This is a genomic window from Mesorhizobium sp. B264B1B, assembly GCF_020165765.1.
Lineage (GTDB): Bacteria > Pseudomonadota > Alphaproteobacteria > Rhizobiales > Rhizobiaceae > Mesorhizobium.
In genome coordinates, this window is sequence record NZ_JAIUIS010000003.1 from 197,789 (window position 1) to 224,374 (window position 26,586).

At 62.4% G+C, this 26,586-nt stretch carries 26 protein-coding genes and 1 tRNA gene; 14 read left to right on the forward strand and 13 right to left on the reverse strand.

The annotated features are described in order from the left end of the window. Window positions 1-22: 22 nt before the first annotated feature. The 7 genes from LB547_RS07560 (at window position 23) to LB547_RS07590 (ending at window position 6,826) form a co-directional block, all read left to right on the forward strand. Window positions 23-1,243: a sugar ABC transporter substrate-binding protein gene (locus LB547_RS07560; protein WP_224618028.1), complete on the forward strand. Its 1,221-nt coding sequence runs from the start codon at window positions 23-25 to the stop codon at window positions 1,241-1,243. Between the two features lie 65 nt (window positions 1,244-1,308). Next, window positions 1,309-2,598 (forward strand): histidinol dehydrogenase, encoded by a 1,290-nt coding sequence (gene hisD / locus LB547_RS07565; RefSeq protein ID WP_140518013.1) that lies wholly within the window; start codon window positions 1,309-1,311, stop codon window positions 2,596-2,598. Between the two features lie 23 nt (window positions 2,599-2,621). Next, window positions 2,622-3,665, forward strand: coding sequence for a LacI family DNA-binding transcriptional regulator (locus LB547_RS07570; protein WP_140760003.1), 1,044 nt, complete (start codon window positions 2,622-2,624; stop codon window positions 3,663-3,665). Continuing rightward, window positions 3,658-4,275 (forward strand): hypothetical protein, encoded by a 618-nt coding sequence (locus LB547_RS07575; RefSeq protein ID WP_140760008.1) that lies wholly within the window; start codon window positions 3,658-3,660, stop codon window positions 4,273-4,275. The genes LB547_RS07570 and LB547_RS07575 overlap by 8 nt, the downstream gene beginning before the upstream one ends. Then, the gene (locus LB547_RS07580; protein ID WP_140760011.1) at window positions 4,247-5,122 is read left to right on the forward strand and encodes an N-acyl homoserine lactonase family protein; all 876 of its coding nucleotides are present in this window, start codon (window positions 4,247-4,249) and stop codon (window positions 5,120-5,122) included. The genes LB547_RS07575 and LB547_RS07580 overlap by 29 nt, the downstream gene beginning before the upstream one ends. Further along, entirely contained in the window at window positions 5,119-6,060 is a 942-nt protein-coding gene (locus LB547_RS07585; protein ID WP_140760029.1) for a 3-hydroxyacyl-CoA dehydrogenase, read from the forward strand. The genes LB547_RS07580 and LB547_RS07585 overlap by 4 nt, the downstream gene beginning before the upstream one ends. Window positions 6,061-6,076: 16 nt before the next feature. Next, a complete protein-coding gene (locus tag LB547_RS07590) occupies window positions 6,077-6,826 on the forward strand; it encodes an SDR family NAD(P)-dependent oxidoreductase (protein ID WP_140760045.1) in 750 nt (249 codons plus the stop codon). A gap of 77 nt (window positions 6,827-6,903) precedes the next feature. On the opposite strand, the gene LB547_RS07595 is transcribed toward LB547_RS07590, so the two are convergent. The 7 genes from LB547_RS07595 to LB547_RS07625 form a co-directional block, all read right to left on the reverse strand. Beyond that, window positions 6,904-8,040: a succinylglutamate desuccinylase/aspartoacylase family protein gene (locus LB547_RS07595; RefSeq protein ID WP_181168601.1), complete on the reverse strand. Its 1,137-nt coding sequence runs from the start codon at window positions 8,038-8,040 to the stop codon at window positions 6,904-6,906. Next, entirely contained in the window at window positions 8,030-9,046 is a 1,017-nt protein-coding gene (locus tag LB547_RS07600) for an ABC transporter ATP-binding protein (RefSeq protein ID WP_140522206.1), read from the reverse strand. The genes LB547_RS07595 and LB547_RS07600 overlap by 11 nt, the downstream gene beginning before the upstream one ends. Next, complete coding sequence (locus LB547_RS07605) at window positions 9,043-10,062, reverse strand: ABC transporter ATP-binding protein (RefSeq protein WP_140760059.1); 1,020 nt, start codon at window positions 10,060-10,062, stop codon at window positions 9,043-9,045. The genes LB547_RS07600 and LB547_RS07605 overlap by 4 nt, the downstream gene beginning before the upstream one ends. Further along, window positions 10,059-10,952 (reverse strand): ABC transporter permease, encoded by an 894-nt coding sequence (locus LB547_RS07610; RefSeq protein ID WP_224655834.1) that lies wholly within the window; start codon window positions 10,950-10,952, stop codon window positions 10,059-10,061. Before LB547_RS07610 ends, LB547_RS07605 begins: the two co-directional genes overlap by 4 nt. A gap of 1 nt (window position 10,953) precedes the next feature. Continuing rightward, complete coding sequence (locus LB547_RS07615; protein ID WP_140522202.1) at window positions 10,954-11,892, reverse strand: ABC transporter permease; 939 nt, start codon at window positions 11,890-11,892, stop codon at window positions 10,954-10,956. A 131-nt stretch (window positions 11,893-12,023) separates the two neighbouring features. Continuing rightward, entirely contained in the window at window positions 12,024-13,598 is a 1,575-nt protein-coding gene (locus LB547_RS07620) for an ABC transporter substrate-binding protein (protein ID WP_140496108.1), read from the reverse strand. Window positions 13,599-13,787: 189 nt separating this feature from the next. Next, entirely contained in the window at window positions 13,788-15,812 is a 2,025-nt protein-coding gene (locus LB547_RS07625; RefSeq protein ID WP_140760070.1) for a CocE/NonD family hydrolase, read from the reverse strand. 107 nt (window positions 15,813-15,919) lie between these two features. Here LB547_RS07625 and LB547_RS07630 point away from each other — a divergent pair, with 107 nt between their 5' ends. After that, window positions 15,920-16,732: a helix-turn-helix domain-containing protein gene (locus tag LB547_RS07630; protein WP_140582224.1), complete on the forward strand. Its 813-nt coding sequence runs from the start codon at window positions 15,920-15,922 to the stop codon at window positions 16,730-16,732. A gap of 120 nt (window positions 16,733-16,852) precedes the next feature. On the opposite strand, the gene LB547_RS07635 is transcribed toward LB547_RS07630, so the two are convergent. After that, window positions 16,853-16,929: transfer RNA gene (locus LB547_RS07635), tRNA-Met, on the reverse strand. A 240-nt stretch (window positions 16,930-17,169) separates the two neighbouring features. Between LB547_RS07635 and LB547_RS07640 the strand changes: the two genes are divergently transcribed. Then, window positions 17,170-18,135 (forward strand): Gfo/Idh/MocA family protein, encoded by a 966-nt coding sequence (locus LB547_RS07640; protein WP_140582221.1) that lies wholly within the window; start codon window positions 17,170-17,172, stop codon window positions 18,133-18,135. A gap of 37 nt (window positions 18,136-18,172) precedes the next feature. On the opposite strand, the gene mnmA is transcribed toward LB547_RS07640, so the two are convergent. Then, entirely contained in the window at window positions 18,173-19,363 is a 1,191-nt protein-coding gene (gene mnmA, locus LB547_RS07645) for a tRNA 2-thiouridine(34) synthase MnmA (protein ID WP_140496104.1), read from the reverse strand. Between the two features lie 288 nt (window positions 19,364-19,651). Here mnmA and LB547_RS07650 point away from each other — a divergent pair, with 288 nt between their 5' ends. After that, on the forward strand, window positions 19,652-19,927 hold the full coding sequence (locus LB547_RS07650; RefSeq protein ID WP_006203587.1) for a DUF1153 domain-containing protein: 276 nt from the start codon (window positions 19,652-19,654) through the stop codon (window positions 19,925-19,927). Window positions 19,928-19,997: 70 nt separating this feature from the next. Here the strand turns inward: LB547_RS07650 and LB547_RS07655 are convergent, their stop codons facing one another. After that, complete coding sequence (locus tag LB547_RS07655; RefSeq protein WP_140657040.1) at window positions 19,998-20,924, reverse strand: NADP-dependent oxidoreductase; 927 nt, start codon at window positions 20,922-20,924, stop codon at window positions 19,998-20,000. An 89-nt stretch (window positions 20,925-21,013) separates the two neighbouring features. Between LB547_RS07655 and LB547_RS07660 the strand changes: the two genes are divergently transcribed. Next, complete coding sequence (locus LB547_RS07660) at window positions 21,014-21,412, forward strand: winged helix-turn-helix transcriptional regulator (RefSeq protein WP_140556158.1); 399 nt, start codon at window positions 21,014-21,016, stop codon at window positions 21,410-21,412. A gap of 61 nt (window positions 21,413-21,473) precedes the next feature. On the opposite strand, the gene LB547_RS07665 is transcribed toward LB547_RS07660, so the two are convergent. Then, entirely contained in the window at window positions 21,474-21,851 is a 378-nt protein-coding gene (locus LB547_RS07665) for a flagellar export protein FliJ (protein ID WP_140496101.1), read from the reverse strand. 451 nt (window positions 21,852-22,302) lie between these two features. On the opposite strand from LB547_RS07665, the gene ctrA reads away from it, so the two are divergent. Next, the gene (gene ctrA, locus LB547_RS07670) at window positions 22,303-22,998 is read left to right on the forward strand and encodes a response regulator transcription factor CtrA (protein WP_006203583.1); all 696 of its coding nucleotides are present in this window, start codon (window positions 22,303-22,305) and stop codon (window positions 22,996-22,998) included. 87 nt (window positions 22,999-23,085) lie between these two features. On the opposite strand, the gene LB547_RS07675 is transcribed toward ctrA, so the two are convergent. Further along, entirely contained in the window at window positions 23,086-23,454 is a 369-nt protein-coding gene (locus LB547_RS07675) for a response regulator (RefSeq protein ID WP_140496100.1), read from the reverse strand. 242 nt (window positions 23,455-23,696) lie between these two features. Then, entirely contained in the window at window positions 23,697-24,326 is a 630-nt protein-coding gene (gene chpT / locus LB547_RS07680; protein WP_140582215.1) for a histidine phosphotransferase ChpT, read from the reverse strand. 387 nt (window positions 24,327-24,713) lie between these two features. Between chpT and LB547_RS07685 the strand changes: the two genes are divergently transcribed. Together LB547_RS07685 and LB547_RS07690 are read left to right on the forward strand one after the other, a co-directional pair. Continuing rightward, window positions 24,714-25,250: a DUF1134 domain-containing protein gene (locus tag LB547_RS07685; protein WP_224518884.1), complete on the forward strand. Its 537-nt coding sequence runs from the start codon at window positions 24,714-24,716 to the stop codon at window positions 25,248-25,250. A gap of 186 nt (window positions 25,251-25,436) precedes the next feature. Beyond that, window positions 25,437-26,585 (forward strand): hypothetical protein, encoded by a 1,149-nt coding sequence (locus LB547_RS07690; protein WP_140518301.1) that lies wholly within the window; start codon window positions 25,437-25,439, stop codon window positions 26,583-26,585. Window position 26,586: the final 1 nt, after the last annotated feature.

Sequence of the window (26,586 nt, forward strand, 5' to 3'; positions counted from 1 at the left end):
TTCCAACGGGAGGTTGATCGAAATGAGGCTGTTAAAAAGACTGGGACTGGCCGCGTCGCTGACGCTTGCCACCGCCATGGGCGTTGGGATGGTTGTCGACCATGCCCAAGCGCAGGACAAGAAGTTCAAGATATATCTGTCGCTGAGCTACAGCGGCAATTCGTGGCAGTCGGAGGCTGCGAACATCGTCAAGGCGTTGGCGCAGACGCCGCCCTACGACAAGACGGTGGAGCTGAAGGAAGTCATCTCGGGAACCGACCCCCAGGCTCAGATCTCGGCCTATGAAAGCATGATACAGGCTGGCGCCGACGGCATCATCAGCTTCCCGATCTCGTCGACGGCGCTGAACCGCACGGTCCATCGCGGCTGCCAGAAGGGCGTGCTCTTCTTCATGTACGACGCCACGGTGACCGAGCCTTGCGCCTACAATGTCAGCTATATCACCGCAGGCTTCGGCGAGAACACCGCCCAGGCCTTGGTCAACATCCTGGGAGGCAAGGGCAAGATCTTCCTGAGCCGTGGCGTCCCGGGCAACTCGGTGGATAAGCGCCACACCGACGGCGCGATGCACATTTTCAACCAGTATCCCGGCATCAAGGTCGTCGCGGAATACTACTCCTACTGGGATGACCGCACCACACAGCAGGAGACGGCCAAGGCTCTCGCTGCGCATCCCGATGTTGACGGCATCTGGGCTCAGGCAGGCGAATATGGCGCCGTTCAAGCGCTGCTCGACAAGGGCAACAAACTGGTTCCGATGACCGGCGAGAACTCGGACGGTTTTCGTCTCGGACTGGCAGACCCGAAGATGCAAGGCATGGGTCTCAAGGGTGTGTCCGCCGGTTCGCCGCCTGCTACGTCAGGCTATGCCTTCAAGCTGATGATGGAGATCCTGACCAAGAAGCGCGACCTGAAGCCGATGAACATCGAGTACCCGCTGCCTTGGGTGCCAGCGGATCAAGTAAAACCCTGCAAAGGCGATACCTTCGCCGACGGGTGCAATGTTTTCCCGTCCGACAAGGTCCCGAGTTCCTTCGTCACCGAGGTCTTCAATCCCGATTTGCTGCCGGAACTGTCGCTGCAGTCGGCGCTCGAGGGCAAGCCAACACCAGGAGCGACCATTCAGGCATTGCCCGCGGACGTGAAGCAGGCGCCCGATGCCCCTGGCATCAACTGCTCATCGTGCAAGGCTCCGGCCGACGAATACAAGCTCACCAAGATCGAGCCGACGGTAAAACCCTGACGATCAGCAATGCAACAGGTGGACGGCATCCTGCCGCCCACCTGACTCAACATAAGGATGAGAATATGCCGACTTTTCTGAAACGGGGCAGGGATCCCGAAGCTGTCGCCCAGAGCGATGCGGCCGTCCGGACGACCGTCGAGACGATCCTTGCCGACATAGAAAAGCGAGGCGATACCGCTGTCCGGGAGTTGTCGGAGCGTTTCGACAAATGGTCGCCGCCAAGCTTCCGGCTCAGCGACAGCGAGATCGAGCAGGCGATGTCCAAGGTGTCGGCAAGCGACATCGAGGATATTCGCTTCGCCCAGGCCCAGGTTCGCAATTTCGCCGAGAAGCAGCGCGCCTGCCTCCAGGACCTCGAAGTGGAAACGCTTCCCGGCGTTGTCCTCGGCCACAAGAACATTCCCGTGGAAACAGTCGGCTGCTACGTGCCGGGCGGGAAATACCCGATGGTCGCCTCCGCGCATATGAGCGTGGTGACGGCCAAGGTCGCCGGGGTGAAGAAGATCATCGCCTGCGCGCCGCCGTTCCAGGGCGGTCCGCATCCGGCTATCGTGGCCGCAATGCACATGGCCGGCGCGGACGAGATCTACGTTCTGGGCGGTGTGCAGGCCGTCGGCGCCATGGCGCTCGGAACCGAAACCATCGGGCGCGTCGACATGCTCGTCGGTCCTGGCAATGCCTTCGTCGCTGAAGCCAAGCGGCAATTGTACGGCCGTATCGGCATCGACCTGTTCGCCGGCCCGACCGAGACGCTGGTCATTGCCGACGACAGTGTCGACGGCGAGATCTGCGCGACCGATCTGCTCGGCCAGGCCGAGCATGGTCCGACCAGTCCCGCCGTGCTTTTGACAAATTCGGAGAGGCTCGCGCGCGACACCCTGGCCGAGATCGAGCGGCAGCTGAAGATCCTGCCGACCGCCGAGATCGCCGCCAAGGCATGGGCGGACTATGGCGAAGTGATCGTCTGCGCTTCCTACGAGGAGATGGTCGCGGAGGCCGACCGGATCGCATCCGAGCACGTCCAGGTCATGACGCGCGATCCGGACTACTTCCTCGACAACATGCGCAATTACGGCGCTCTGTTTTTGGGAGCGCGTACGAATGTTGCCTATGGCGACAAGGTCATCGGCACCAACCATACGCTGCCGACCAAGAAGGCGGCCCGTTACACAGGCGGTTTGTGGGTTGGCAAGTTCATCAAGACCTGCACCTATCAGCGCGTTCTGACCGACGAAGCGAGCGCCATGATAGGCGAGTACTGTTCGCGCCTGTGTGTCCTCGAGGGATTCTATGGGCATGCCGAGCAGGCCAACATCCGGGTCCGCCGCTATGGAGGTCGCAACCAGGCCTAAGCCAGCGCGCCAACGGAGTTTTCATGTCGATCATCGCCCGCAACAAGAACAGCAAGCCCCGCCTGACCGTGAAGGATCTGGCGCGCGATCTCGGCATGTCTGTTTCGACCGTATCCAGGGCCTTTCACGCCGATGCCGTGATCGCCAAGAATACGCGGGACCTGGTGCTGAACCGTGCGAGGGAGATCGGCTATTCGCCGAACCCTTTCGCGCGCAGCCTCATCACCAAGAAGACGCGTATCGTGGGTATCGTCGTCGCGGACATCAAGAACCCGTTCTATCCGGAAGTGCTGACGCGGCTGACCACCGCCCTTCGTGCCATCGACATGAACGTGATGCTCGTCGCCGCCGACCAGTCGGGAGACGTCGACCAGGCGCTACGCCTGCTGCTCAACTACCAGCCAGATCTTGCCATCATCCTGGCGGCCACCCTGTCTTCGGCGGCCGCGCAGGAATGCCGTAGGGCCGGCACTCCGGTGATCTTTTTCAACCGACTCTCGGCCGACGACCACGCGTTCGGCATTTCCTGCGACAATATACTCGGCGGCCGCAGCATCGCCGACTATCTCGTCGATACCGGCCACCAGCGCCTGGCCTACATCGCCGCCTTGCCCGATGCCTCCACCAATGTCGCACGCCACAGGGGCTTCAGCGAACGCGCCGTCGAGCGTGGCCTCGCCGCGCCGATAGTTATCGAGGCAGGCCAGTTCAGCTATCACGCCGGCTACGAAGCGGCGCGCAAGCTGCGTGACGTGAAAGAGGTTCCCGACGGTGTCTTCTGCGCCAACGACATTCTCGCCATCGGCTTTCTCGACGGCGTGCGGCGAGAGCTGGCGCTCGGCGTGCCGGACGACATTTCGATCGTCGGCTTCGACGATATCGAGATGGCCCACTGGCCTTCGCACGGGCTGACGACCGTCCGGCAGCCCATTGACCAGATGCTCGAGGCCACGGTCAGCCTGGCGAAGGAATTGAGCACGAATTCGGGCCGGGAGCCGATCGTTCAACTAATCCCGCCCGGCGCGGTGATCGAGCGCGCGACGACGCGAAAAAGGCACCATGGCTGATATCCCGGGAAAGCGCTTCTTCGAGCGGGCGGTAAGCGTCCACCGCTATGACTGCGAGGTCGTCGCGGCGCCCCATGTCTCCGTCGCCGGAAGCGAGGAACCCGTCGCCACCGTGAACGATGCCGCGTTGGCCGACGAAGCCATCGTCCGCTACGTCGTGGCAACCCGCCCCGTCTACGAAGGCCTGCGCCGGCTGATCGGCCAACTCGCTGGCCTGCTGGTCCTGGCTCAGGCCGGCGGACGCCGCGACGTGCTCGATCTGCCTGACATTCCGGTGGCCCGCGAACGGTGGACGGAGGTGGAGCAGCGGCTGGGCGCCTTGCACGCGCCGCATGGGCTCGAAAGCCATTGCGCGCGTCTGGGGGCCGCTCATGCAACGCTGGGCGAGGTCCTGGACGATTTCGGTTCGGCCCGACTGCGGCGCGACTGGCAGCAGGAGCTCGACCGGGCCGGGGAGAGGATCAAACGCGCCTACGCCGGGCTGCAGGCGGCGTCGGAACCGCGGGCCGGTATGACGCCGGTCGATTTCAATCACGCCTGCTGCAGCTGTGCGCAGCGTTGGCGACAACAGGGAGGAAGCAATGAGCCAATATTCGATCTGGGTGCTTGAGTACAGCTACGTCAGCAACTACCACAAGAGCGGCGTGCTCTACGGCGCCCACAACCAGGGTTACGTCAAGCTTCCCTACTGCTACGCGCTGATCAAGGGCAACGGTCGCGTTGCCATGGTCGATGTCGGCTACAACAACAAGGACTACGGCAAGCATCTCGCCGACAAATTTGGCGTCGAGAACTGGCACTCGCCCGACGCCGTTCTTGGCGAAATCGGCCTCTCGCCCAAGAACGTCGACACAGTTTTCGTCACGCACGCGCATTTCGACCATTTCGGCAATGTCGAGGACTTCCCGAATGCGACCTTCTACATCCAGGAGAGGGAGATCGCGAAGTGGGTCTGGGCGATGTCGCTGCCGGACCGCATGCGCTGGATGAACGTAGCCGTCGACCCCGGCGACATCGTGCGCGGCGTCGATCTGGCCCGTCAGAAGCGGTTGGTAACGATCGACGGATCGAAACAGGACGTCCTGCCCGACATCGATCTCCATGCCGCTTTTGACAGCCATACCTACGGGTCGATGTGGGTCACCGTGCGCAACGGCAAGGACGACACCTGGGTGCTGGCTGGCGATCTGGTCTACGTCTTCGACAACATCGAGGGCTCGGGAGCTGCCGTCGATATCGAGACGCTCTACGTTCCGGTGGGGCTTGCGGTCGGCAGCCAGACCAATCTCGTTCTCGCTACCGAGGAGATGATGAAGCAGGTGGGCCACGAGGCACGGCGGGTTATTCCCATCCACGAAGAGCGGTTGAAGGACCGGTTCCCATCCCGCATCACTCAGGATGGCCTGCGGATCACCGAAATTTGCCTCGCGGACGGCGAGACGTCGCGGGTGCAATGATGGATGCAATCCGCAAAGTCGCCATTGTCGGTGCCGGACTGGTCGGCCGTGGCTGGGCGATCGTCTTCGCCCGGGCCGGCCATGATGTGACCATCTATGACGGCAGCGCCGACATCCGCGCCGCGGTGCTCGACAAGATCCGGGCCAGCCTTGCCGATATGCAAGGGGCCGGGCTGGTAGATGCCGTCGATGCAGTCATGCGGCGGCTGAACGTTGTCGATACGCTGGAGGGTGCGGTAGCGGATGCCGACTACATCCAGGAGTCGGTGCTGGAAGTGCGCGACATCAAGGAGGCGGTCTGTCTGGAGATTGACCGGGCGATGCGGCCCGACGCGGTCGTAGGCAGCTCCAGCTCCGGCATTCCGGCCTCGGCCTTCACCGGGTCCTGTGCCAACCGCCGGCGTTTTCTCGTCGCTCATCCCGTCAATCCACCGCATTTGATCCCGTTGGTGGAACTGGTCCCGGCGCCCTGGACCGACGCGGAGGCCGTTGCGTGGCTGCGGGTGCAGATGGAGGCCGTAGGGCAGGCTGCCGTGATCGTGCGCAAGGAAGTCGAAGGGTTCGTCCTCAACCGGCTTCAGGGGGCATTGCTGAACGAAGCCTGGGCCCTGCTCGAGGAGGGCGTGGCAAGTACCGCCGATATCGACCTTACGGTATCGCATGGGCTCGGCTACCGGTGGTCCTTCATGGGGCCTTTCGAGACGATCGATCTGAATGCGCCCGGCGGGATCGCGGACTACGCGAGACGTCTGGGACCGCTCTACCATTCGATCGCCCTCGCCAGGCGCGATCCGGCCCCCTGGTCGGAAGGGCTGGTTGCCAAGGCCGAGGAAGCGCGCCGCGAAAAGTTGTCAGCATCCCAACTCGCCGAACGCAGCGCCTGGCGCGACCGCAATCTAATGGCGCTGGCCGCCCATAAGCGAAGCACCGGGGTTTGACACTCAGGAGACGGCCATGACAGCCACACTCACAGGCAAGGTTGCCCTGGTCACTGGAGCAACCGGCGGCATCGGCGCGCGGATCGTATCCAGGCTTGCTGCGGAAGGGGCTTCGGTTGTCATCGGCTACAACCGTTCGCGGCAGGCGGCCGACGATCTGGTTTCGTCATTGGCGTACGGCGATCACTTCGTCGCCGAGGCGACCGTGACGGACAGCGATTGCCTCGCGCGCCTCGCTGGTCAGATCGAGAAAAGCTTTGGCCGGCTGGATGTCCTGGTCAATTGCGCCGGGACAACCCGCTTCGTGCCACATCCGGATCTCGACAGCCTGGACGATGAATTGATCGACCGCATCTTCCGCGTCAACGTGCGCGGTGTGATTGCTGCGACGCGGGCCATGCGGCCGCTGCTCGATCGCACCGGCAGCGGGGTTGTTGTCAACATCTCGTCGATCGCAGGGGTCACCGCCATGGGAAGCAACGTCGCCTATTGTGCGTCGAAAGCCGCTGTCGATAATCTGACCAAGTCGCTGGCGCGTGCCCTGGCCCCGAGAATCAGGGTCGTGTCGGTCTCGCCCGGCGTCGTCGACACCGACTTCATCAAGGGCCGTGACGAATCCTGGCGGGACGAACAGGCAAGCCGGACGCCGCTGGGACGGCTGGGGACGCCCGACGACGTCGCCGAGGCGGTTTTGGCGGCTGCGACCCATCTCCGTTTCGTGACCGGCGTTATCATTCCGGTCGACGGCGGTCGGCCCCTGGCCTAGAGCCCGGGACGGATCAGATCGAACGGACTTCCTTTCGCCATCATCGATCTGCGGTCAAGAAGTGCCTGCTGATTGGTCTAATCCTCCAGCAGATAGCCTGTCCGGTGGGCGAGGGGCTTTTGGCCCACCACCTTGGCAATGACCTGATTGGCGGCGACGAGTTTCTTCAGCCTTCGTGTCACCACGAGCCCGTCGGTGCGCGCCCGTACCGTCACGCGCGCCTCGCGGCCCAGCGAAGAAGGCACGATGATGTCCGCGATCGGCTGTCCACAAGTGACGCGTTCACCCAGTTCGGCGCGGTAGACGATGACACCGAAAGCGGGCGTGCGAACCACATCGCACGCATCGAAGCCGGTGATCTCGCAAAGCGCGGCGGGCGGCAGGCCCGCTTGCCCCGCGACGTAGCCGCGGCGGCGAAGCACGTTGAGCAAGGCGGAAGCGTCAGCCGACGCCATCTCATCACTGATGTCGATGAAGCCGCGCAGTTCCACCGTCGCGGCGAGGCAGCCGATCGGGATCACCTTATCGGGAAGGGCAGCCGCAAGCCTGATCCAGGGCTCGACGCTTGCTTCGGCGAAGGTTGAGCCGCCCGACGAACCCTGTGAGAACACCGCCCGGCAACCGAGTTCCCGCGCAAGGTCGGACAATTCGGCCGAGATCTCGGGCCGCACGAACAGATGCATCAGCCCTTCGTCGTCGCAGTGCAGATCCAGCACAAGATCGGAATCGAAAGCCTCGCGTGCCAAGGCGGTGTAAAGGGAATCGACAGGCTGCCCTGCGCCGCGTTCGTCGAGAATTTCGCGAATCGTGCTGCGGATGAGCACCGTGTTGTCGTCGGCGCTGCTTCCGAGCCGATCGGCAAGTCGGATGGTCAATTCGCCGGCGACATCAGGCCATTTGCGGTTGAAATTCCGGCCGCTGGCCAGATCGTAACGCCCCAGATGATCGCCATTGACGAACTGCGCCAGGCCGAGCGGGTTGGCGTAGGGAACGACGACGATCTGGCCCCGGATTTCGCCGCGCGCGTCGGCGGCGTCAAGCTGCTCGACCAGATGGTGTAACACCAGCAGGCCGGGCGCTTCGTCGGCATGCAGCGCGGCATGTATGTAGGCTTTCGGGCGCGCGTCGGCGGCACCATACCGGATAATGCGCACGCTGTGTTGGCTGCCCGGCGTGCCGTTGGCAAGAGGAACATCGAGGATTTCACGAGACATTGGTGGCTCCGGCGAGCGCACGTTCCGATAGCGGGAAGTGGCAATTGAAGACATGGCGGGGATCTTCCCGGTCGGCTGCCCGGGACGGGAAGACGCTTTTGCAGATGCCCTGCGCATAGCGGCAGCGGGTGTGAAACTCGCAGCCCGTTGGGCGCGTCATCAGGCTCGGCACCTCGCCGCTGAGCTCGACCCTGTCGAGCACGGCGTCCGGGTCGGGTTCCGGATTGGCCGACAGCAGCGCCTCCGTATAGGGGTGGCGCGGCTGCGCGAATATCCGCTCAGTCGAGCCGACCTCGATGAAGCGGCCGAGATACATGATCGCCATGCGATCGGTCATGTGGCGCACGACATTGAGATTATGCGTGATGATGAGAATGGCGATGCCGAGTTCGCCCTGCAAACGTCCAAGCAGATTGAGGACTTCACCCTGAACGGACACGTCCAGTCCCGCGGTCGGCTCGTCGGCGATGATAAGATCGGGTTGCAATGCAAGGGCCCGCGCCACGCCGACGCGGCGCGCTTGGCCTCCGGAAAGCTGGTGTGGATATCGCCGCCCGAAATCGGCGGGCAGGCCGACCATGTTGAGCAGGCGTTCCGCTTCGGCGGCGGGGTCGCGGCCGGTAACGCCGTGAATGCGGAAAGGCTCCATCAGCAGTGAGCGTACAGTGAGTCGCGGCGACAGCGATCCGACCGGATCCTGGAACATCATCGCCATGCGCCGAAGATGCGGCTTGCGCTCCGTCGGGGCGAGGCCGTTCAGCACCTGACCATCGAAGCGTATCGTGCCGCCCGTTGGCGGCCGCAGGCCCATGATGGCGCGGGCGATGGTGGATTTTCCCGAACCGCTTTCACCGACGAGGCCGAGCGTTTCGCCCTTGCGGATCTCGAAGGAAACGCCGCAGACGGCGTCCACGAACGGGTTCTTAACGCCGCTGGCGAGCGCCTTCAGCGCGCCCATGGTGCGGAAGCGTACGCGAAGATCCTCGACAGAAAGCAGGGGGCTCATACCGGCGCCACCAGCGTGTCGTAGAGACGATGGCAACGTGCGGTGTGCGTTGCGCCGATAGCGCACGGGACAGGACTGTCATCCACGCACCGGGTAAAGGCTTGCGGGCAGCGCCGACGGAAGATGCAACCCGCCTGGGTACCGAGGAGGCTCGGCACCTCGCCTGGGATCGTCGGCAACTGGCGGGTGCGTTGCCGGATGCGTCCGGGATCACATTCGAGCAGCGCGCGCGTATAGGGATGCCCCGGTCGGCGGAAGATGTCGCGCACGGTGCCGTATTCGACCACCTCGCCCGCATACATGACCGCCACCCGGTCGCAGAGCTCGGCGACAGCGCCGAGGTGGTGAGAGACGAACAGGATCGAGCAGCCGATCTCCTTTTGCAGCTCTTTCAACAGATGGATGATCTGCACCTCCAGCGTCGCGTCGAGCGCTGTGGTCGGTTCGTCCGCGATGAGCAGCGCCGGCTTCACCAGCAGCGCCATGGCGATGCAGATACGCTGGCGCATTCCGCCGGAAAACTCGTGCGGATAGCCGCCGATGCGGCTCTCCGGGTCCGGAATGCCGACCCGATGAAGCATACCCAGGGCGCGCTGGCGCTTGGTCCGGTGCGAGCCGCCCTCGTGATGCTGGATATCGATCATCTGGCTTTCGATGCTGCGCACAGGGTTCAACGCCGTCATCGGATCCTGGAAGATCATCGACATGCGGTTGCCGAGCAAGCCGCGCCGCTCCGCCGGAGCCATGCCGAGCAGGTCGCGCCCCTCGAACAGGATGGCGCCGTTCACCATCTCGGCATTTTCCGCCAGCAGCCCCATCACGGCATAGGCGAGCGTCGATTTGCCCGAACCGCTTTCGCCGACGATGCCGACCACTTCGCCCGCCGGCACGTCGATATGGATATCGCGCAGTGCATGGGCGCGACCGCGCGGCGTGCCGAAATCGAGAGACAGACCGCGGATCGCCAGAAGCGGGTCGCGGTTTGGAGAATGTCTTGCCTGAGCGCCGGTGTTCATAGGTCTTTCCGAAGCTTGGGGTCGAAAATGTCGCGCAGCGCCTCGCCGAGGAAAGTGAAGCCCAGCGTGGTTATGACGATCGGGATGCCGCCGGCGATCACCAGCCACACCGTCTTGTGGATATAGCCATAGCCGTCACTGAGGATGGTTCCCCAGTCCGGCGTCGGCGGACGGACACCCATGCCTAGGAAGCTCATGCCGGCCTCCAGCGTGATGACCAGCGGAACATCCATGCTGACCAGGATCAGCAGCGGCCCGATCACATTGGGTAGCACGTGCACGGCAAGGATGCGCACGATGCCGGCGCCCATGGCGCGCTCCGCAGTGATGAACTCGCTCTCGCGCAGTGCGTGGGCCTGCGTGCGCACCACGCGCGCATAGATCGGCACGGACGTGATCGCGACGACGAAGATGACGCTGGCAAGGCTCGGCCCGAGCAGCGTCACCACTGCCAAGGCGAAGATGATAACCGGAAAGGAGCGGATCGTGTCGAAGACCAGCAGCAGCAGATTGTCCAGCCAGCGCGGACCGAAGGCGGCGATGAGGCCGAGCACAAGCCCTGCGCTGAGCGAGGCGCCCAACGAGACGAAGGCGACGAGCAGCGCGATCCTTCCGCCCATGACGACCCGCGAGAAGACATCGCGTCCCAACTGATCGGTGCCGAGAAGAAAATGCAAAGAGGGCGGCGCCAGCCGGGGCCCAACCATGATCTTGATCGGATCGTGAGGCACGATCCAGGTGGCGAAGACCGCAGTCGCCACCATCAGCACCACCAGCACGGCGCCCATCATGCCGAGCGGAGACTTGCGCAATTGCCGCAGGAACATGGTGGCCGCGCCCGGCCCGCGGCGTTCATCGACCGCCTCGCGAATGAGTTGAACTTCGGACACGCTACAAATTCTCGCGGATTCTTGGATCGAGCGCCGCGTTGACGAGGTCGGCGAGCGTCGTGGAGATGACGAACAGAACGGTGGTGACGAGGACCGTGCCCATGACGATCGGATAGTTGCGCGAGTCCACCGCCTTGACGATCAGCGCGCCGATGCCGGGCCGGGCGAAGACCACCTCGACGAAAACCGCCGCCGAGAGCAGGTGCGCCATGCCGACGCCGATGATCGTCACTGTCGGCACGATCGCGAGCGGCAGCGCGTAGCGCGCCACGATGCGCCGCTCCGAAAGGCCGAAGGAGCGCGCCATGCGAATGTGGTTCTCGCCAAGAATCTCCAGCATGGAGGCGCGCACGATGCGCGAGATGTAGCCCACCCAGCCGATACCGACGACGAAGGCTGGAAGGATGAGATGGACGAACCCGTCGCGGAAGCCTGAGCCGGCGCCGATGGCCGGCAGCCAGCGCAGGCCGACCGAGAAGATCAACAGCGCATAGATCGCCATGACGAAGGACGGGATGGCGATGGTTCCGACCGCGAATACACCCACGACCTTGTCGATCACGGAGTTGCGGCGCAGCGCCGAATAGCAGCCGAGCGGCACGCCGACGATAACGGCCCAGGCGATCGAAACCAGGATGAGTTCGATCGTGTAAGGCAATTGCTCGAAAACGATGGCCGCGACAGGGCGCTGGGTAAAGACATCGGTGCCGAGATTACCGTGCAGCAGCCCCCCGAAGAATGAGACGATCTGCACGGGCAGCGGCTTGTCGAGGCCCATTTCCTCGTGCAATTGCGCCTTCAGTTCCGGCGTCGCACGCGGTCCGAGCAGGACCGCGGCGGGATCGCCGGGAACGGCCTGGATCATCAGGAACAGCAGCGTGACGGCAACGACGACAATTGCCGCCGCCAGCACGATACGCTTGCCAAGATATAACCACATGTTTTGACTCAGCCTGTCCCAGCGACCGCGTCAGAGCGGTTCAGCGTTTGATAGAATCGCCGACCCGCTCTAACCCTTTGTTTTTTCGCAATTCCGGACGGAAAACCGCTACGCACTTTTCCTAGAATGCCCTAGGCCGATTTCGGCTCAAAGCCGAGATAGAGTGGCCGCCCGTCTGGGCGCGTCTCGGCCTCGAGTTGCGTCGTTCGGTACATGATCGGCGAGCCTTCATGGGTGAGGAACCGGTAGGAGCCGGAATCTTCCATGATGTCCTGCATCTCATAATACATCTTGGCCCGTTCCTGCGGGTCTTCGACGGTTACCGCCTTGGCGTTGAGCTCGTCGAAGCGCTCGCTGCGGAAGCGCTCCCAGTTCCACACACCGACCTGGTCGCGCACGAAAAAGGTGGTGGCGTAATAGGGATCCGGCACCATCGAGAAACGCTGCACGATCAGCTGCATGTCCTTCCAACGTTCGCCTTCCGATTCCATGCCGATGGTCCAGAACGAACCGGAATCCTGAACATTGACCTCGACCGTGATGCCGATCTGCGACAGCTGCGCCTGGACCATTTCCGCGATCGTGGAGAAGGTGGTCACGTTGAGCGCGTCGATGGTGAGGCTGAGTTCGGTGATGCCGGCCTTCTCAAGATACTGCTTCGCCTTTTCGAGATCGCCCTCCGGCGGTATCAGCGCTTTTTCCCGGTGTCCCACCAAGCCTGGAGCGATAAGGCCGGTCGCGACCTGGGCCTGGCCTGAATAGGCCGCGTCCATGATCTGCGGCACATTGATGGCCCATTGAATCGCCTTGCGGACATTGACGTCCTTCAGCTTCGGATGGTCCGAGTTCATGCCGATATAGACATAGTAGAGCGAAGGCTTTTCTTCGATCTTGGTGTTTTCGGGCGGGCTGTCCTTCAACGTGGCCAGCGAATCGAGGCTGAAATCGGTGAAGTCGATGTCGCCTGCCTGATAGGCGCGCTCGGCGGTCTTGATATCGCTCATGGGCAGGATATGAATTTCGTCGAAGCCCGGCCTAGGGCCTTTCCATTCGGGATTTCGGGTCAACAGGACGAGCTGGTTCGGCTTCCAGTCCGACAACACGTAGGGACCTGAATAGCAGGGCGGCTTCATGCCGAAATCGCCGCCGTCGGCAACTGCCTTCGTCACCGCTTTTTTCGAGACGATGTGGCCGCAACCATAGGGAAGAGTGATGTTCCAGAGCGGCACGAAAGGCGTCTTGAGCACGATCACGCCAGTATGGTCGTCCTCGATCTCGATGCGGTCGAGCGGACCCCAGTCGCCCTTGACCGGAGAATTGTGCTGGATGACGCGCTCGAACGAGAACTTCACGTCCTCGGCGGTCATTTCGCCAAATCCGCCAGTGAAATTGATGCCCTTCTTCAGGCGGAAGCGGATGTGCGTCGGATCGATCTGCTCGACGGATTCGGCGGCCTCGAGTTCCCAGCCCCACTCCGAACCCGGTTTATAGCGCGTAAGCTTGGTGTAGATGCAGTTCATGACGTCGACATTGTACGCGTTCTGGTAGAAGCCAGGATCGAGCTTGTCGATATCGGAATAGGCGCGGGCCTTGAGTACCTTGCCTTCGGCCGCCCATACGGCCTGCGACAAGGGCAGGCCGGAGGCGATGATCCCCGCGCCGAGGCCGGCGCCTGCCTGCAGGAAATGCCTGCGATTCAATTTCATTCCATTCACGGTTTCGTTCCCCTTTCAACTGAGCGGGTTTCCCGACGATTGCCGGGATCCCTCCTTTTTGGTGCCGCGCCGCCTGATGGGGCCGCGAGTTCGGACGGCGCATTCTTCAATTCAGCCGGCAAGCCGGTCAATTTCGCTGCCGACGCAGATGTGAGCGAGATTAGCGTCAGTTCGCGAATGTCACAGCAGGCGGCGCTCTATCGCCTCGGTCCATTTCTGTTCGTGGACAAGCTCGTTGCCTTCCCATGCCTCGAGATGCGCCTCGACGTGGAAGTGCGATGGCGTCGCGGTCATGGTCGTTTCGGTCACAGAACGCATGCGCCAATCAGCGCGCGAAAATTCGAACTCCCATTTCGCCTCGGCCCTGGCCGACCCGAAATCATTGCCGCGGAAGGAATAGCGTTCGCGGCCGAGCGAGGTGATGGTTAGATCGTTGTCGACGATGCGATAGGTGCCGGCGCCTTCGCCGATCTCAACGACAGTCGAAGCGTCTGCCAGATTCTCCGTGATCGCCCAATCCTTTTGCGGCTTCGAGATCGTCTCCACCCCTAAGGGCGACGCCCCTTCGGGTTCGGCAAAAGGTGCCGGCTCCGGATCTCCGGCGCCTCCGACGCGGACCGGAAGTTCAAGGCGGCAATCCGTCGGATGGACGGTGAGCGTGACCGGCTCGGGCGAAGGCCAAGCGATCGGGAAGTAATTTGTCGAGATGGCAAGGCGTATGCGATGCCCCGCGCTGAAGCGCTGTGCTACGTGCTTGAAGGGGACAGAGGTGCGGTAGCGCCTTGCCGGTTCGAGCGGTTCGGGCCTCTCATGGCTATCGCGATGCGTCAGGTTCAAAAGGCCGTAGCTGACGCGCGTCGTCGCGCCATCGGGGGCGACATCCGAAAGACGGACGGCCACCATGGCGACGGGCCTGTCGCTTTCGAAGACAAGATCGAGCATTGCATCGCCGGCGATCTCAACATCGTGCGCCAGCTCTTGCGTCTCATAGACCAGACTGCCGGCATCGTCGCCGCGCTGGTCAGCCGGCTGGTCGCCGGGCACGGCATAGGAGCACCATTTGCCGCCGCGCAGGCCAACCGACAAGGGCGAGCGGACCGTCTGCGTTCCGGCCGCATCGTCTGCCCGGCGCAGGGACAGGCGCCCATTGCCGGAAAGGAAGAAGGACTGCCGCTCGATATTCGGCGATGGCCATGCCGGCTCCGTGACCCAGCGTCCGGCGCGCGTCTCGTAGGAAGTTTGCGGCGGGGCGCTATCCTGCATGAACAGGCGCAGCATCGGCTCGTCCATGATGCCGGTGTCACGGCCCTTCAGCCATTGATCCCACCAGCGGACGCATTCCTGCAGAAAGCCGATGGCAGGACCAGGCTTGCCGATATGGGGATAAGTGTGCGCCCATGGCCCGACCAGCCCCTTGCGCGGGCCCTGCAGCTTTTCCATCAGGCGGAAGACCGAGCGGCAATAACCATCGGCCCAGCCGCTGACGGCGTAGACCGGGCAGGTGATCGCGCCGAAATCCTCGCAGACCGAACCGTGTTTCCAGAACTTGTCGCGGTGCTGGTGCTCCAGCCAGTTCTTCAGCCATAGCCCGCTTTCCTTCAATCGACTGTGCCACAAAGCGCGCCAATTGTGCGGCTTGTTGCGTGGGTCGGGCGGCAGCGTGTTGCGCCCGAACATGATCGCCGCCCAGGAGAGATTGTCGATGAGCAGCGTGCCACCCATGTGGTGGACATCGTCGGCGTAGCGGTCGTCGGTCGAGGCGCAACTGATCACCGCCTTCAGCGCAGGCGGCCGCATGGCCGCGATCTGCAATCCGTTGAAGCCGCCCCAGGAGATGCCGATCATGCCGACGTTGCCGTCGCACCAGGGCTGGGAGGCCAGCCATTCGATGACCGAGCAGCCGTCGTCCAGCTCCTGCTGAAGGTACTCGTCGAGCATCAGCCCTTCGGAATCGCCGGTTCCGCGCAGGTCGACGCGCACCACTGCGTAGCCGTGGCCGGCCACGTAGGGGTGCATGACGACATCACGCGCGGCGGTCAGATCGTTCTTGCGATAGGGGATGTATTCCAGGATAGCCGGCACCGGCTTTTGTTCGGCACCCTCGGGGAGCCACATGCGCGCCGCAAGCCGGCAACCGTCCGGCATCGGAATCTCGAAATGGTCGACCGAGCGGATCGGATGGGGGAAGTTGGACACTGTGCGCATGACGAGGCCTCTGTTGGAGAGCGCCACTTTGGGCAAATCGGCGGTGCCGCACAATTTCGCGACCCTTCGCGACTTGACACTGTTCTGGCGTCAGTATGCATTAGGTCATGCAGACCGAACCGCTTCCCCAGAACCTCGCCTTCCTGTGCAGCTATTATCCGTCTATCGCCGCCGTGTGCCGGCGCCTGCAGATCAACCGCCAGCAGTTCAACAAATATCTGAGCGGCCAGACCTGGCCGTCCCGCCGCAACATGCGCAAGATCTGCGATTTCTTCGGCGTGAGCGAAGGCGAGCTTTTGATGGACCAGCAGCGCTTTGCCGAGATCGTCGGCCTGCGCCGCCGCCCGCTCGGCGTCCACGCGCCGTCGGACATGCTGGTGCATATGGAGCAGCTCTATCAGCGTTCCGGCGATCTCGGGCGCTATGTCGGCTACTATTTCCGCTATTTCTACTCGTTCGGCTATGCCGGCAAGATCATCAAATGCCTGGTCGTGATCTATGAAAAGGAAGGCCGCTATTTCTGGAAATGCATGGAAAGGCTCGTCCATTTCGGCAAATATGGCGTGAAGACCTCGAAATATTCGGCCGCCCTGCTGCTGCTCGGCGATCGCATATTCGCGCTCGAATCCGAAACCCTGCTCAAGACCAGCATCACCCAGGTGATCCTCTATCCGAGCTACCAGACGAGCGTCGCCTATCTGGTCGGCATCCAGACGGGCATGCCCCTTTTACGAGGGCGGAGACCAGCGGCCTCGGTCGTGCTTCTGGAATATCTCGGCCGCTCCGTCGACCAGCGCAAGGCGCTGCAGGCCTGCGGCCTATTCGACGAAACTGACCCCGCCATCGATGCCGGCATCCGCGCCATGATCACCAACCGCATCCCCGCTGGGACATTCGTGCTCGAGACGGAAGAGGTGTAGACGTTCCTCCCCACGCGACCCGCATCAGCGTGGGCCTGTCCAACCCGTTCAGCGCGAGGTTGTCACCCATGTCTTAGGTACAGTCTGTTACCTATGTCTCCGGGCCGTACAGGTGAGAGGTGGTAGCGGGAGAGGGACTTGAACCCCCGACCCCAGGATTATGATTCCCGTGCTCTAACCAACTGAGCTACCCCGCCAGGGCGGCGAAAGGCCCGAAATCCGCCTTAAATCGCAAGGCATTTCGAGGCGTTCGCCAAGGTCGCGCGGATATAAGGTTGGGAGGGTGAGCCTGTCAAGCTTCGAACCGCTCGGCAGGGGCGCTTATTCTCGCTGCCGAAAAGCTTTGCCGCGCCGATAATTGGTTGCAGCCGCCGGGGTTGAGTTCGAAGAGGCACGTCGCTATGTCTCGGCCACGAGTTTTTAGAGTTTGAGAACAGATGAAGCCGCGCATTGCAGTCCTCGGTTGCGGATACTGGGGCTCCAACCACATCCGCACCCTCAAGGCGCTCGGCACGCTGCACGCGGTCTCCGACGCCAACCGTGCCCGCGCCGAAGGCTTTGCCAGCGAACAGGACTGCCTCGCGATCGAACCGGACCAGTTGTTCGTCCGCAATGACATCGACGCCATCGTCATGGCGCTGCCGCCGCAATTTCATGCCGAGATGGCGGTGCGCGCCACCGAAAGCGGCAAGGACGTGCTGGTGGAGAAGCCGATCGCGTTGACGGTTGCCGATGCCGAGCGCTCGGTGCAGGCGGCGAAGGACAAGGGCCGCGTCTTCATGGTCGGCCACGTCTTGCGCTTCCATCCCGCGTTCGAGACGCTGAAGGCGCTCATCGACAAGGGCGAGCTCGGCGAGGTCCGCTACATCCATTCGCACCGGCTCGGCCTCGGCAAATTCCACACCGAGAACGATGCGCTATGGGACCTGGCGCCGCATGACCTGTCGATGATCCTGGCCATCACCGGCACCGAACCGATCGAGGTGCGCGGCGAAGGGGCGGCGCTGCTCGACAATCTCAGCGACTTCGCGCATCTGCACATGCGCTTTCCCAACGGTTTGCGCAGCCATCTCTTCGCCTCGCGGCTGAACCCTTACCGCGAACGGCGGCTGACCGTGGTCGGCACCAAGGCGATGGCTGTCTTCGACGATGTCGAACCATGGGAGCGCAAGCTCGCCGTCTATCGCCACGCGGTCTGGCAGGACAGCGGCCAATGGGCGTTCACCACCAATGAGCCCTCCTATGTCGCGGTTGGCCAAGGCATGCCGCTGACGCGCGAACTCGAGCACTTCATCCATTGCATCGAAACGCGGGCCGAACCGCGCACCAGCGGCGAGGAGGCAATCCGGGTGCTGCGCATCCTGACCGCGGGTACGGTCACGCACACCAAATCCAATCCCTGAAGAAGATCGGGCCGCGTCGCGGCGGAGAGATCGTTGCCTACTCGGCGGGAACCTGCGCCGGTGACGCGGCAAGTCGGCTCAACATCGCCTCGGCCTCGGCGCCGCGCTCGGAGCGTTCGATGAAGCCGCCGCCGAACACGCGGGCCTCGTTGCCGTCGTCGGAATAGAGCACGCAAGCCTGTCCAGGCGCGATACCGGACTCGCCATCGGCCAATTCGACCGATGTGACGCCCGCCTCGTGACGCAGCATCGCCGGGCGTGGCGGCCTGGTCGAGCGGACCTTGGCGAACAGTTCCAGCCCGCCCGCGGGCATGTCGGCCAGCGCGCCGTCACCAAGCCAGTTCATGTTGCGCAGGTAGATCTTGTGCGTCTCCAGCGCCTCGCGCGGCCCGACCACGACACGGGCGCGCTCGGCGTCGAGATGGACGACATAGAGCGGCTCGCCGGAGGCCACGCCGATGCCGCGGCGCTGGCCGATGGTGTAGCGCAGAATGCCTTCATGGCGGCCGAGCACCCGGCCGTCGATATGGACGATGTCACCCGGATTGGCGGCCGTCGGCTTCAGCTTGGCAATGATGTCGGAATATTTGCCCTGGGGCACGAAGCAGATGTCCTGGCTGTCCTGCTTGGCGGCTACCGTCAGGCCCATCTCCTCGGCAATGGCGCGAACCTGCGGCTTCGGCAGGCCGCCGAGCGGAAAGCGCAGATAATCGATCTGCGCCTGCGTGGTGGCGAAGAGGAAATAGCTCTGGTCGCGATCGGCGTCGACCGGCCTATAGAGCGCGCGATGGGCGCCATTGGCGCCGGAGCGAATGTAGTGGCCCGTGGCCAGCGCGTCGGCGCCGAGATCCTTGGCGGTGGCCAGCAGATCAGCGAACTTCACCGTCTGGTTGCAGGAAACGCAAGGGATCGGCGTCTCGCCGGCGACATAGCTCTCAGCGAAGGGATCGATGACCGCCTTGCGGAAGCGCTCTTCGTAGTCGAGCACATAATGCGGAATGCCGAGCGTCTCGGAAACGCGGCGGGCGTCATCGATATCCTGCCCGGCACAGCAGGACCCGGCCCGGTGCGTCGCGGCGCCATGATCGTAAAGCTGCAAGGTGACGCCGACGACATCATAACCCTCGCGCTTCAAGAGACCCGCGACGACGGACGAATCGACGCCGCCCGACATGGCGACGACGATACGGGTGTTTTCGGGACGTCCGGGGAGATCGAGGCTGTTCATGGTTCTTTCGTTCTGCGCGGCGCTTGCATGCCAATGACGCGAATATAGGTCAAGCTTGGCGGCTGCGCCAGCTTGCGGGACCGATCGGCGGGCAACTGCCGGCCCGGTGACCGCGCAGATTTTTCGAGCGAATCCGGAACTTCCCGGCAGATATTTCAAATGTATGCGAAAAGACTAACGCGGCGTTCATGATCATTACCTAGCTGTTAGGGTCTGCTTAGGCAATTTTTAAAGCTGTGGCGGTAACGTGGTGGGGATTGGGTCTTTGAGTTTTTTGTAGAGAGTACGATGACCGATCTGGTTAGACCGCGAGTCAAATATGTTATCGGGCCTGACGGCAGCCCTCTCACAATTGCCGATCTGCCGCCGACGAATACACGTCGCTGGGTTATCCGGCGCAAGGCGGAAGTGGTTGCAGCGGTGCGCGGCGGGCTTTTGAGCCTCGAGGAGGCATGCCAACGCTACAAGCTGACCACCGAGGAGTTCCTGTCCTGGCAGGCCTCGATCGACGAATACGGCCTGGCCGGGCTGCGCACGACGCGCATCCAGCAATACCGGCACTGACGCTCAAGAATCTGCAAAAGGGCGCGAAGTTCACGCCCTTTTGGCTTTTTTGACAGAATTTGCGTCCGTTTCAGACCGTCAGCACCACCTTGCCGACCGGCTTGCTGGCGAGGAAAGCGTGCGCGGCGCCGGCCTGTTCTAGCGGGAAGGTCTTTGCCACATGCACGGTAAGCTTTCCCGCATCGACGAGCCTGCCAAGTTCCAGCAGGCCTTCGCGGTCGGGAACAACGGACATGCGTTCGACGCGGATGCTTCGCGCCTTGGCATCCGCCCTGGTCTTGTCGCTGACGTCGAGCAGTGACACCAGCACGCCGCCGTCCCTGAGCACCTTCAACGATTGATGGGCGTGCTCGCCGCCCACCGTCTCGAGCACCAGGTCGATGTCCTTCGCCTTGTCGGTAAAATCATCCTTGGTGTAGTCGATGACCTCGTCGGCGCCGAGCTTGTGGACGAAATCCAATTTTTCCGTGCTGACGGTGGCGGCAACCCAGGCGCCGCCCGCCTTGGCGACCTGCACCGCCAGATGGCCGACGCCGCCGGCCCCGGCGTGGACCAGCACGCGCTGGCCGGCTTTCATCGCGCCATGACGCACGAGGCCTTGCCAGGCGGTGAGGCCGGCCAGCGGCAATGCGCCTGCCTGGACGTAATCGGCGTGCGCGGGCTTGCGCGCGATTTCATCGGCGGGCACCGCGGCCAGTTCGGCATAGGCTGCCGCCTGCTTTGGGAAGCGCGGCATGCCGAACACCGCGTCACCTGGTTTCAGGCCGCTGACACCAGGCCCCAGTGCCTCGACGGTTCCCGAAAGGTCCCAGCCGAGGATGAAGGGTGGTTCGCCGAGCAGCGGGTAATAGCCGGCGCGCACGGCGCCATCGACCGGATTGATGCCGGCCGCCTTGATGCGGACCAGCACTTCGCCGGCGTTGGGCGAGGGCGCCGGGCGCTCGGCGATGACAAGGACATCGGGTCCGCCGACGGAATTCTGGATAATGGCACGCATAAGATTTCTCCTGATTGACCGGTCCCACTATAATTTGGAGAGTAATGGTCTCTTGTCTAGTATGTACCTTTTTGATATATAGGCACCGTATGGATAGTGATCTCGACTCCCCCTTCGGCTATGATGCATTCCGGCGGACCTGTCCCTCACACACGGTGCTGGAGACGCTGGCCAGCAAGTGGGTTTACCTGGTTGTTTGTGCGCTGCGCCAAGGCCGGCAGCGCAATGGCGAGCTTGCCCGCAAGCTCGAAGGCGTCACGCCGAAGATGCTGACGCAGACGTTGCGCGTGCTCGAGCGCGACGGCCTGGTGCGGCGCGAGGTGTTTGCGGTCGTCCCGCCTCGGGTCGAATATGAATTGACCGAACTTGGCCAGAATCTGGCGGGATTGCTCAACCAGATCAGATCCTGGTCGGAACAACACGTTCCCGACATCAAGGAGGCCCGGGCGCGGGCTGCGGCCGTGAATGAAGGGGAGTGGGCCGTTTAGCGCTCGCCCAATGCGTTGCGCGCCCGCTTGGACGTGCTCAAAGACGCGGATATCGGGCGGTTCAGCCGATCATCGCGCTACGACCGCCAGTTTCGGCCTCGCGAATCTTGGTGTCGCGCGATTCGAGCATTTCCGCCTTGGAAAGCTCCGCTTCAGCTTCGCCGAGTAATGATTCGGCGGCGCTTCGCTGCTGGGCGAGGTCGCCTTGCGAATTTCTGAGGTTGTCGCGGCGCAAACGGGCCGCCTTGGCGAAGGTCGGATAGGCGAAATGATTGATGTCGGTGATACCGGCCTTCTTTTCCTCGGCGCTGATCTGAAGCTCCAGCTCGGCGGCCATGCGTTCGAATTCGGCGATCATCATGTCGAGCTGCAGCAGCTGCCGCCGCTTCTCATTCACCTGAAACTGTTTCAGCCGAACGAGGTTTTCACGTGACTTCATGATTCGGTACTCCCGGAAACGCACACCTGCACATATCGTCCAAACCACTTGGAAAGGCCCAAGCGCTGCCCGTGTCCACCGGCTTTCCCCGCACTATGGGAAACAAAACCCTAAAGTTTTTTGCCGACGGTAACCATTCGTTTACGGGCATTGTTAATCATACGGGTCAGGACTTAAGGCCGGGTAAAAATCCGGCTGGCGACATGGAAGCGATGTCGATGAGTCCCTGGAGTCACTTAGTCCAGGTTTTTAATGTGTTGCATTAGCGGTTTGGTCCTGTGATTCGGTATTAAATTCAAGAGGGTGTAGAAAGTGGTTAAAAAATCTGGTACCGTCATCGACGCGGAATTAGGTTTTGTTAACCATTCCATGGCAGCCTCTGCACCAAGCAATCACTGCTCCGGTCCCGGATGGGTCGCAAGATGGTCCGGCAGCAGAAAAGGGGAATGAAATGCGTGTTCTGCTGATAGAAGATGACAGTGCAACCGCACAAAGCATCGAGCTGATGCTGAAATCGGAAAGCTTTAATGTCTATACGACCGACCTCGGCGAAGAGGGTGTCGATCTGGGCAAGCTCTACGACTATGACATCATCCTTCTCGACCTCAACCTGCCCGATATGTCCGGCTATGAGGTCTTGAGAACGCTTCGTCTTTCCAAGGTGAAGACGCCGATCCTCATCCTTTCCGGCATGGCCGGCATCGAGGACAAGGTGCGCGGCCTCGGCTTCGGCGCAGACGATTACATGACCAAGCCGTTCCACAAGGACGAGCTGGTGGCGCGCATCCACGCCATCGTGCGCCGTTCGAAGGGACATGCCCAATCGGTCATCACCACCGGCGACCTGGTGGTCAATCTCGATGCCAAGACGGTCGAAGTCGGCGGCCAGCGCGTGCACCTTACCGGCAAGGAATACCAGATGCTGGAGCTGCTCTCGCTGCGCAAGGGCACCACGCTCACCAAGGAAATGTTCCTCAACCACCTCTATGGCGGCATGGACGAGCCGGAACTGAAGATCATCGACGTCTTCATCTGCAAGCTGCGCAAGAAGCTCGATGCTGCGTCCGGCGGCCAGAATTATATCGAGACGGTCTGGGGCCGCGGCTATGTGCTGCGCGAACCTGAAGACATCCGCGTCAGCGCCTGAGCGACGGCCGATCGAAATTCCAGACAAAAACCCGGCGGCAGCCGGGTTTTTTGCGTCATAGACGGGTGGTAACCGCGATCCGACGGATCAGGCAGCGATCTTCAGGGTGCGAAAGCGCTCGAGTAGCTGCGGGCGGTTGAACGGCTTCAACAGATAGCCTTGGGCGCCGGCGCGTTTGGCTCGCATGATCGAGGCGATGTCCAGTTCGACCAGCGAGATCAGGATCTGCGGCTTGGTCGGGCTTTCCATGGCGCGCACGCGCCGGATCAGGTCGACCGCCTGTACATCCGGCAGTGCACCGTCGACGACGATGATATCAGGCATATCGGCGGCGCACATCTCCAGCGCGTCAAGCCCGCTGGCGGCTTCGATGACCATCATGTCGGAACCGCCCAGGATGCGCTTCGCAACTTTCCTGATGACGCTAGAATCGTCGACGAACATGCAGCGTTTCATTTCCGGGTCCTCTTTGCCTTGTGGCAATCCGGTCGCGTCGGGGTATCTGCGGCACAGCATAGGCCGATCTGGTAAAGAAGCCGAAAAGCCATTAGGTAAAATTTTTGCAAATATGCCAGTTGGCAAGCTTTTCTTTGCAGATGCTTTGGCCTGCGCTGTCAGGCGAAGTTGATCTTCCGCCGGTAGGTCCATTCAATCAATATTACAGAACTGAAATACTTTGCTGCTGGTTTGTGCGGATCTCAGGCCGCCGAAAGCACGATCTCTTCCGCGGTCGCATGGATCGATATCGTCATGTTGGCCTCCCGCGCCAGAAGCAGCGTATAGTAAGGCTGCACCGAATGCGCGTCGATCGGTTCTTCCGGCTTGTGGCCGGAATGCAGTTCGAGGAATTTCGGCGGCACCCGCAACATGGGGCCGCTCGCCGAAAGCGCGAAGCGAGGCTCGGTCTCGAGATTCTCCAGCGTCACCGAAAGCTTGCCGCCGCGTGGAATGGCGGCGTTGGCGACCAGGATCAGGTTGAGCAGCAGCTTGACCTTGTTCTTGGGCAACAGTGCACGGGTTCCATTCCAGATGAGTTCCGGCTTCTCGTTCTTGAGGAAGGCGATAGCGACGGCTTCGGCATCGCCGGTGTCGATCTGCATGCCGGCGGAACCAGCCGCGCCGAAGGCAATGCGGGCGAACTGCAGGCGCGCCGAGGCGTTGCGGGCGCTCTGGCGGATCAGCTTCATGGCGTCCTCGTCGGCGCCGCCTTCATCGAGCAGTTCAAGCCCGTTGTTGATCGCGCCAACAGGCGAGATGATGTCGTGGCAGACCCGGCTGCACAAAAGTGCCGCCAGATCGGGTGCGGAAAGGGTGAAAAGATCGGACATCGGCGAAAATCCCTGCAAAAATCCCATAAATCATGGCCGCGCGATCGATCGACGCCTGCCCACGCGAATCACGCTCTCTTCCCGAGCTTTCTGAATACACAGCGCCCGTGCGTGCAGCAACAAACCCAAAATCGCCGTTGGGGCCTATGGCGCGTTCACGCAGGCTGCTTGCCTGTATGAACGACCCCAACAGCCTTCGAACCGCCATCTTCATGTGCGAGTTTAATGGTTGAAAAAGGATTACGGCATAGTTTGCCCCTAACAGCCATCCTTAACGGCCGCCTAAAGAGCCGTACGGGTGCGAGGCGTCGGCGAAAGTGCTCCCTGACGGAGATTGGAAGCATGTTTTCCCGATTCTACGGCCGGAGTTTTCTCCGTGTCCTCTCAATGGCGATCACGCTCATGGGCGTTCTCGTCTTCTCGACATCGGCCCTGCGGGCCCAGGAGTACACCGCTCAGGAGATTGTCGATTCCGGTCACAAGTTCTTCGGCGCGACATCGGGCGGCCTTGCCACAGTCGTGGAGAAGATTTTTGCTTCCTATGGCTTGCCCAATGGCTATCTGCTTGGCGAGGAGGGATCCGGCGCGCTGATCGGCGGCCTGACCTATGGCGAAGGCACACTCTACACCAAGAATGCCGGCGACCATAAAGTGTTCTGGCAAGGCCCGTCGCTCGGCTGGGATTTCGGCGGCGAGGGATCGCGGGTGATGATGCTCGTCTATAATCTCGATGACGTCGGCAATCTCTACAACCGTTATGGCGGCGTCGCCGGCTCGGCTTATGTGGTGGCGGGCGTCGGATTCAATGTGCTGAAGAACAACAATGTGCTGCTGGTGCCGATCCGCACCGGCGTCGGCGCCCGGCTCGGCGTCAATCTCGGCTACCTGAAGCTTACCGAACGGGCGACGTGGAATCCGTTCTGACCCGAGGTCACGACCGGAATGTGTATACGCTTCGATAAGAATCCAGATCCGATGACCCATATGCGCCGCGGCGAGCCCTTGCCGCAGCGCCTGATTTCCGTCATGCCAACAGAGTAACGGTCAAAAGTCGCGACGGCTTTTGATCCTCGTATTGTTGCATGTCGGCGCGCGATAACGGATAGTCACTTGGTTCAGTCGGTCCTGTTCTTTGCTCTCGGCTTTCTCTGCGCCGGCTTTCTGGCGCTGATGGTGGCTCCGGCCATCTGGCGGCGGGCGGTCGCCCTGACGCGCAAACGCATCGAAGCCTCGATCCCGCTGACGCAAGCCGAAATCGGGGCCGACAAGGACCGGATCCGGGCGGAGTTCGCCATGGCGACGCGCCGCCTCGAGATGAACGTCAAGGCGCTGCGCGAGAAATCGACCGAGCAGCTCATCGAGATCAATCGCGGCCGCGAGGCCCTGAAGGGGCTGGCGCTGGAGCGCATGGACAAGAACCAGGTGCTCGATGAACTGGCCGCCAAGAACGCGGCGCTGCACCAGCGCGAGGATGAACTGCACCGGCTATCCGAGCGGCTCAAGGAGACCGAACGCAAACTGGAGAAGCGCGCGCTTGAGCTTGAGAAGCTGGAACGCATGTATGACGACGCCAGCTTCTCCTCCAGCAGCCGCCAGATCGAACTTGTGGCGCGCGAATCCGAGTTGCAGAAGCTCGCCAGCGATATCGCGCTGCTGCGCGGCCAGCGCAAGGAGGCGGACAGGCGCAACCAGGAGATCGCGGCCGAAAGCAAGGCCGCGCGTGAGGCGCTGAAGGCCGAGAGGAAAAAAACCGCCGAATTGGACAAGAAAGTCGAACGGTTGCTCGCCGCGCTTGCCGACCGAGAGGAGAAGCTCGAACGCCGCGAGAAAGATCTGGCGCGGCAGCGCGAAAAAGCGAAGGCTGGGGACGGCGCCTCGGCCTTGCGGTTGATCGGCGGGCAGGTACAGGCGGACAGGCGCGACGACGTCGAAACGGCGATCGCCAGGCTCGACGCCGACCGTGAGCGGCTGGAGGCCAGACTGACGGCACTGGCACGCGAGAACAAGCGGCTGAAGGCGGATCTGTCCGCCGCCGAGGCCGCCAGCCCGCAGGGCGATACACGCCACGCAAGTTCCATGTTGCGCGAACAGATGAATGACCTGGCGGCGGAAGTCGTCAACTTGACAGCCAAGCTCGAAGGGCCGGGGTCGCCGATCGCCAAGGCGCTGGAGGCGCAGCAGGATGCGCGTCCGAACAGCGGCGGCCGCAGCCTTGCCGACCGCGTGCGGGCGTTACAGAAGGCGGTTGCGGCAGATTGAA

Excerpts from the sequence above, each read along its gene's own strand:
- LB547_RS07560 (WP_224618028.1), top strand. The coding sequence starts at position 23 with ATGAGGCTGTTAAAAAGACTGGGACTGGCCGCGTCGCTGACGCTTGCC.
- hisD (WP_140518013.1), top strand. The coding sequence starts at position 1,309 with ATGCCGACTTTTCTGAAACGGGGCAGGGATCCCGAAGCTGTCGCCCAG.
- LB547_RS07570 (WP_140760003.1), top strand. The coding sequence starts at position 2,622 with ATGTCGATCATCGCCCGCAACAAGAACAGCAAGCCCCGCCTGACCGTG.
- LB547_RS07575 (WP_140760008.1), top strand. The coding sequence starts at position 3,658 with ATGGCTGATATCCCGGGAAAGCGCTTCTTCGAGCGGGCGGTAAGCGTC.
- LB547_RS07580 (WP_140760011.1), top strand. The coding sequence starts at position 4,247 with ATGAGCCAATATTCGATCTGGGTGCTTGAGTACAGCTACGTCAGCAAC.
- LB547_RS07585 (WP_140760029.1), top strand. The coding sequence starts at position 5,119 with ATGATGGATGCAATCCGCAAAGTCGCCATTGTCGGTGCCGGACTGGTC.
- LB547_RS07590 (WP_140760045.1), top strand. The coding sequence starts at position 6,077 with ATGACAGCCACACTCACAGGCAAGGTTGCCCTGGTCACTGGAGCAACC.
- LB547_RS07595 (WP_181168601.1), bottom strand. The coding sequence starts at position 8,040 with ATGTCTCGTGAAATCCTCGATGTTCCTCTTGCCAACGGCACGCCGGGC.
- LB547_RS07600 (WP_140522206.1), bottom strand. The coding sequence starts at position 9,046 with ATGAGCCCCCTGCTTTCTGTCGAGGATCTTCGCGTACGCTTCCGCACC.
- LB547_RS07605 (WP_140760059.1), bottom strand. The coding sequence starts at position 10,062 with ATGAACACCGGCGCTCAGGCAAGACATTCTCCAAACCGCGACCCGCTT.
- LB547_RS07615 (WP_140522202.1), bottom strand. The coding sequence starts at position 11,892 with ATGTGGTTATATCTTGGCAAGCGTATCGTGCTGGCGGCGGCAATTGTC.
- LB547_RS07620 (WP_140496108.1), bottom strand. The coding sequence starts at position 13,598 with ATGAAATTGAATCGCAGGCATTTCCTGCAGGCAGGCGCCGGCCTCGGC.
- LB547_RS07625 (WP_140760070.1), bottom strand. The coding sequence starts at position 15,812 with ATGCGCACAGTGTCCAACTTCCCCCATCCGATCCGCTCGGTCGACCAT.
- LB547_RS07630 (WP_140582224.1), top strand. The coding sequence starts at position 15,920 with ATGCAGACCGAACCGCTTCCCCAGAACCTCGCCTTCCTGTGCAGCTAT.
- LB547_RS07640 (WP_140582221.1), top strand. The coding sequence starts at position 17,170 with ATGAAGCCGCGCATTGCAGTCCTCGGTTGCGGATACTGGGGCTCCAAC.
- mnmA (WP_140496104.1), bottom strand. The coding sequence starts at position 19,363 with ATGAACAGCCTCGATCTCCCCGGACGTCCCGAAAACACCCGTATCGTC.
- LB547_RS07650 (WP_006203587.1), top strand. The coding sequence starts at position 19,652 with ATGACCGATCTGGTTAGACCGCGAGTCAAATATGTTATCGGGCCTGAC.
- LB547_RS07655 (WP_140657040.1), bottom strand. The coding sequence starts at position 20,924 with ATGCGTGCCATTATCCAGAATTCCGTCGGCGGACCCGATGTCCTTGTC.
- LB547_RS07660 (WP_140556158.1), top strand. The coding sequence starts at position 21,014 with ATGGATAGTGATCTCGACTCCCCCTTCGGCTATGATGCATTCCGGCGG.
- LB547_RS07665 (WP_140496101.1), bottom strand. The coding sequence starts at position 21,851 with ATGAAGTCACGTGAAAACCTCGTTCGGCTGAAACAGTTTCAGGTGAAT.
- ctrA (WP_006203583.1), top strand. The coding sequence starts at position 22,303 with ATGCGTGTTCTGCTGATAGAAGATGACAGTGCAACCGCACAAAGCATC.
- LB547_RS07675 (WP_140496100.1), bottom strand. The coding sequence starts at position 23,454 with ATGAAACGCTGCATGTTCGTCGACGATTCTAGCGTCATCAGGAAAGTT.
- chpT (WP_140582215.1), bottom strand. The coding sequence starts at position 24,326 with ATGTCCGATCTTTTCACCCTTTCCGCACCCGATCTGGCGGCACTTTTG.
- LB547_RS07685 (WP_224518884.1), top strand. The coding sequence starts at position 24,714 with ATGGCGATCACGCTCATGGGCGTTCTCGTCTTCTCGACATCGGCCCTG.